Consider the following 4,966-nt stretch of genomic DNA (forward strand, 5'->3'; position numbering starts at 1 on the left):
TGAGTAACGCCACGCCGTCAAGAAGACCGGGGAGGCTGTGGGGGAGGCCACCGCATCCAGCGCGGGAGGCAGAATCTCCGGCACGTCTTCGAGTACGGGCCCCGGTGGTGCCCGGTCAGGCCCGGCATCCAGTAGCACGTCGTCTGCGGAACCAACCGATACCAAGGCCACCCAGGTGGCCTCAACGGGCCGCGGCTCCGGGGCCCGGCCTTCCCTGGGTGCCAGCACTCCTGGGCCCACTGCTAGCGGCGGGAAGGCACCCGGCCCAGTCCGGGCCCTGGCACCGGGGCGCGACCCACCCCGGGTGCCGGTACGCCCGGACCCATCGCCGACGGCGGGAAGAGTGCCCAGCCCAGCTCGGGCCCGGGTACTGGTGCCCGACCCACCCCAGGAGCCGGTGGTGGTACCCACCGCCGGGTCCGGCGGCGAAGACCGTGCAGCAGCAGGTACGCCAAATCAAGGCGCAGATCATCCACGAGACCGGAGACGAGGCCCACCCCGATGGCGCAAACCGAAACTAAGGCAGCGAGAACCGCCCGCGGGTGTACGGCAACTTCCGCACACCGGCCTCCAAGGGCTTGGCCGGGCTCTCCACCGCCGGGACCGTGCTGTTGATCGGCGGGGTGGTCGGGGGCATCGTGCTGATGATGCTTAACCTGTGGCTGGTGGCCCTGGGCTTCGAAGCGGTGATCTTGACCCTGATCGTGCTGTCCATGCAGAAGAACAAGCACGGGCGCACCCTCATCGAGCGCATCGTGCGCCGGGCCGGGTGGGCCAACGCCCGCTATAGCGGGGCTACCGTGTACCGGGCCGGGCCGGTGAGCCGAATCCCGGGGGGCACCACGAAGCTGCCCGGGATCTCGGCGCGCTCCAAGATCACCGAGCACGTCGACGGCTACGGCCGTCCCTTCGCCTTGGTCGAGGTCCCACAGAAACACCACTACACCGTGGTGTTGGCTTCCGAGCCCGACGGCGGGGGCATGGTTGATCAGGACCATATCAACCGGTGGGTGGATCGTTGGTCGCACTGGCTGGGGATGCTCACCGATGAGCCGGGACTGACCGCCGCCTCGGTAACGATCGAGACCGCCCCGGACTCCGGGTACCGCCTGGCGCGCAAGGTCGAAGCCCGGATGAGTGATGACGCCCCCCAGTTCGCCCGCGACGTGATTAACGAGACCGTGCAGATGCTACCGACCGGGGCCACCGTCACCCGGGCCTACATCGCGGTGACCTTCAAGGCCGCGATCCGCGCCGGGGCCCGGGTGCGCAACGCCGCCGAGGTCGCCAACGACCTGGCTACCCGCCTACCCAACCTCACCCTCTCGCTCAACGACACCGGTGCCGGGGTAGCCGAGCCGTTAAGCGCCCAGCAGCTGTGCGAGGTCATCCGGGTGGCCTATGACCCGGGCGAGGCGGTCCTTTTCGACCGGGCGCATGCGGCGGGCAAGGCCCCCGAACTGGATTGGAGCGAGGTCGGCCCGCAGGCCGCCGACACGTTCTGGGACTGCTACCACCACAACGGCTCCTGGTCGAAGTCGTGGGCGATGTCAGTACCTCCGCGCTCCACCGTCCAAGCCAGCGTGCTCCAGGCCATGATCGCCCCCAACCCCGAGCTGGTGCGTAAACGCATTACCTTGCTCTACCGGCCCTGGACCCGGCGCGAGCCGCCCAGCTAGTGGAAAACGACGTCAACACCGCCACCTTCAACGCCTCCTCCCGCAACCGCGCCACCGCCCGGGACACCCGCGAGACCCGCGCGGCCCAGGCCACCGCGGCCGAGGAGGCAGACGGGGCGGGGCTGCTGAACTTCGGGATGGTCGTCACCGCCACGGTACGCACCCAAGCCGAACTGGACGAGGCCGAGGCCATCGTAGAGAACCTAGGGGTCTCGGCCCGGATCCGGCTTGAGGAAGCCTACGGGGCCCAGGACTCCACCTTCGCCGCCGGCCTACCCCTGGGCCTGGTCATCCCCGAGCACCTGGCCTTGCCCACCACCGTGAGGAACGCCCTGTAATGGCCACCAAGAACGCCAAGCAGATCATCCTCCCCGCCTCCCGGGCAACGCGCCGACCACCGTCCTGGGCCGGACTTTCGCCCGGATGAAGCTAGGCAAGGTCTTCACCAAGCGCACACGCACCGGCAGCACTGCGGTCACGGCTAAAACACTGCGCCGCCCGGGACCGCGCGGGCACAAGGGCCGGGGGCTGGGCGAGGCCCAGCTGCTGCACCCAATTAAGGAGATGCGCGGGACCAACTACCAGGTCTGCGGGCTCTACCCCTTCCCGATGGGTGGGGGCTCACCCCTGGAGGGCGTGCCGCTGGGGCGCAACCTGCTCTCCGGGGAACCGGTGTGCTGCGACCCGATCTCCTGGTTCATGAAGCTTCAGGTGATCGCCAACCCCTCGGCGTTCATCATGGCCAACCCCGGGCTGGGTAAGTCCTCTCTGCTGCGCCGGATGGCGATCGGTTTGGCCGCTTTCGGGGTGTGGCCGATGATCCTCGGGGACATCAAGGGCGAGCACGTGGCCATGATCGAGGCCCTGGGCGGGGCCGTGCTACCCCTGGGCCGCGGGGTGGGGCACATCAACCCGTTGGACGACGCGGGGCGATCGCGGCCGCCAGGCTCCTCTCCCCGGCCCGGGCCGAGGAGTTGCTGACCGAGCTGCACTCCCGCCGCCGGTCGCTGATCGCCTCCCTGATCGCGATCCTGCGCAAGAAGCCCCTGGACGAACGCGAGGACCAGGTGCTGGACCGGTGTCTGACCGTGCTCGAGGCCCGCCACGCTACCTCGGGCACGGTGCCGATGATGGCCGACCTGCGTCAGGTGCTCAAGGACCGGCCCGCCGAGGTGCGCGAGGTCGCCCTGGACCGCGGCGACGATGCCCGCTACGACGACATCACCGAGGGCCTGGAATCCTCGCTGAACTCTCTGTGCGGCTCCGGGGCCTTCGGCCAGATGTTCGCCCACCCCTCCACCAACCGGATCGACGCCTCCCGGCCGATGGTCTTCGACCTCTCCCGGATCTCCCAGACCGAGTCCGACTTGCGCGCGGCCATCCTGATGGCCTGCTGGTCGGCCGGCTTCGGCACCGTGACCACCTCCAACATGCTCGCCGATGAGAAGATCATTCCCCGCCAGCGGTTCCTGATCATCTTGGATGAGCTGTGGAACACCCTGGCTGCGGGGCCCGGCATCGTCGATCAGGTCAACGCGTTGACTCGCCTGAACCGCCAGTGGGGGGTGGGACAGATCATGGCCTCCCACACGCCCTCGGACCTGATGGCCGTGCGCAATGAGGCCGACCGGGCCAAGGCCAAGGGCATCATGGACCGCTGTGGAATCAAGATCCTGGGCGGGCTGGCCAAGGCCGAGATGCCGCTGCTGACCGAATCAGTGGCACTGAGCCGGCGCGAGCAGGAGCAGCTGGCGATCTGGCAGGACCCCCCGGCGTGGAACCGCCGCGGGGACGAGGCCATGGAGTACACCAACACCGACGTGTTTGCTGCCCTGGATGAGCCCACCGTCGACAACGCCGAGCTGCGGGCCTGGTTAGAGGATCCTACCAACCGGGAATGGTACTTCGATGACCGCACCACCACCCCGCCCCCGGGGCAGGGGAAGTTCTTCATCAAAGTCGGCTCCCGCGCCGGGATCCCGTTCTCGATGGAGTTCACCCCCACCGAGCGACGCTCCCAGATCCACGACACTGAGAAGAAGTGGCACGAGGCCAAGAACCGCGCCGCCCAGGAAAGGGGTCCGCGATGAGCGCACTGGATCGCAAATACAAGGCCGGCGGCGGGGAGATCGCGCTGCTGCTGGTGCTGATCTTCGCCCTGGTGGGTGTCCCGGCGATCCTCTACGTGGTGGTCACGGTGGGTCAGGCACTCACCCCACGCCCCAGGCCCTTGCCTGCGGGGTACTGGGAACGGTCCCTGGGCACCTTTACCGGCGCCATCCCGTGGCGCACCACCGAACTCGTGCTGGCGGCCACGGCCGGCTGGTACTGGCCGGGCTGCTGGCGCTGTGGCTATGGAAGCGTCACCAGAAGGCCGCCAAGGCCGTCAAGCACGACCGGGCGGCGGTGCGCATGGCTACGCTCCGCGACGTCGCCCCGTTCACCGAGAAGCAGGCGAAGGCCCAGGCGGCACGCTTCGGGGTGGAGACACCGGGGGTGATGATCGGGAAGATGGTTCGCGGCGGCCACACCCTCTACGCCTCCTGGGAGGACACCCTGGTGCACATCTGGGGTACGCGTACCGGCAAGACCACTTCCCAAGCCGCACCGTCCATCATCGAGGCCCCAGGCCCGGTGATCGCCACCTCCAACAAGCGCGACCTGTCGGATCTGACCCGCGACCTCCGCGCCGGCCAGGGGGATGTGTGGGTCTTCGATCCCCAAGGTGTGGCCGGGGAGAAGCCCACCTGGTGGTGGAACCCGCTGACCTACGTCACCGACAGTGAGCGCGCCGCGGAGATGGCCACGAACTTCTCCATCGGCTCCCGCCCCGCCGGGGCCAAGATGGGTGATGCCCACTTCGACTCCGCCGGTAAGGCCCTGCTGGCCGGACTTCTGCTCGCCGCTGCGGTGGGCGGGGAGCCGATTGAGCGCGTGCACTACTGGTTGACCCGATCCACCGATGACACCCCCGCCAAGCTGCTCGATGAACACGGGTGGGGCAAGGAAGCCGACTCGGTGGCCAGCACGATCCGTCAGCCCGAGAAGTACCGGGGCAGCGTCTACTCCACCGCCTTGCAGATGGCCGCGTGCTTGAAGAACGAGAAGATCGCCGCCTGGGTCAACCCCACGGGCCCAGACGATGACCGCCCGCAGTTTGACCCGCAGGCCTTCGTGACCGGCAAGCACACCCTCTACGCCCTCTCCAAAGAAGGGGCCGGCACCGCCGGGCCGCTGGTGACCGCCCTGACCGTGGCCACCGTGACCGCCGCCGAGGAGCACGCTGT

The 4,966-nt window shown here is 68.7% G+C and carries 4 protein-coding genes and 1 pseudogene; all 5 read left to right on the forward strand.

What is annotated here, in order from left to right; genetic code table 11:
- The first annotated feature begins 542 nt into the window (after window positions 1-542).
- Window positions 543-2,017, forward strand: a pseudogene (locus YO9_RS0112820) (SCO6880 family protein).
- An 85-nt stretch (window positions 2,018-2,102) separates the two neighbouring features.
- Window positions 2,103-2,660, forward strand: a complete 558-nt coding sequence (locus YO9_RS18610) for a hypothetical protein (protein WP_223286540.1) — start codon at window positions 2,103-2,105, stop codon at window positions 2,658-2,660.
- Window positions 2,654-3,769: a type IV secretory system conjugative DNA transfer family protein gene (locus YO9_RS0112825; RefSeq protein ID WP_223286541.1), complete on the forward strand. Its 1,116-nt coding sequence runs from the start codon at window positions 2,654-2,656 to the stop codon at window positions 3,767-3,769. Before YO9_RS18610 ends, YO9_RS0112825 begins: the two co-directional genes overlap by 7 nt.
- Window positions 3,766-4,179: a hypothetical protein gene (locus YO9_RS18615; RefSeq protein WP_223286542.1), complete on the forward strand. Its 414-nt coding sequence runs from the start codon at window positions 3,766-3,768 to the stop codon at window positions 4,177-4,179. Before YO9_RS0112825 ends, YO9_RS18615 begins: the two co-directional genes overlap by 4 nt.
- A partial coding sequence (locus YO9_RS0112830) for a type IV secretory system conjugative DNA transfer family protein (RefSeq protein WP_223286543.1) occupies window positions 4,092-4,966 on the forward strand: 875 nt, incomplete at its 3' end. The genes YO9_RS18615 and YO9_RS0112830, both read left to right, overlap by 88 nt.

It is taken from the genome of Kocuria atrinae C3-8 (assembly GCF_000286355.1).
Taxonomy (GTDB): domain Bacteria; phylum Actinomycetota; class Actinomycetes; order Actinomycetales; family Micrococcaceae; genus Kocuria; species Kocuria atrinae_A.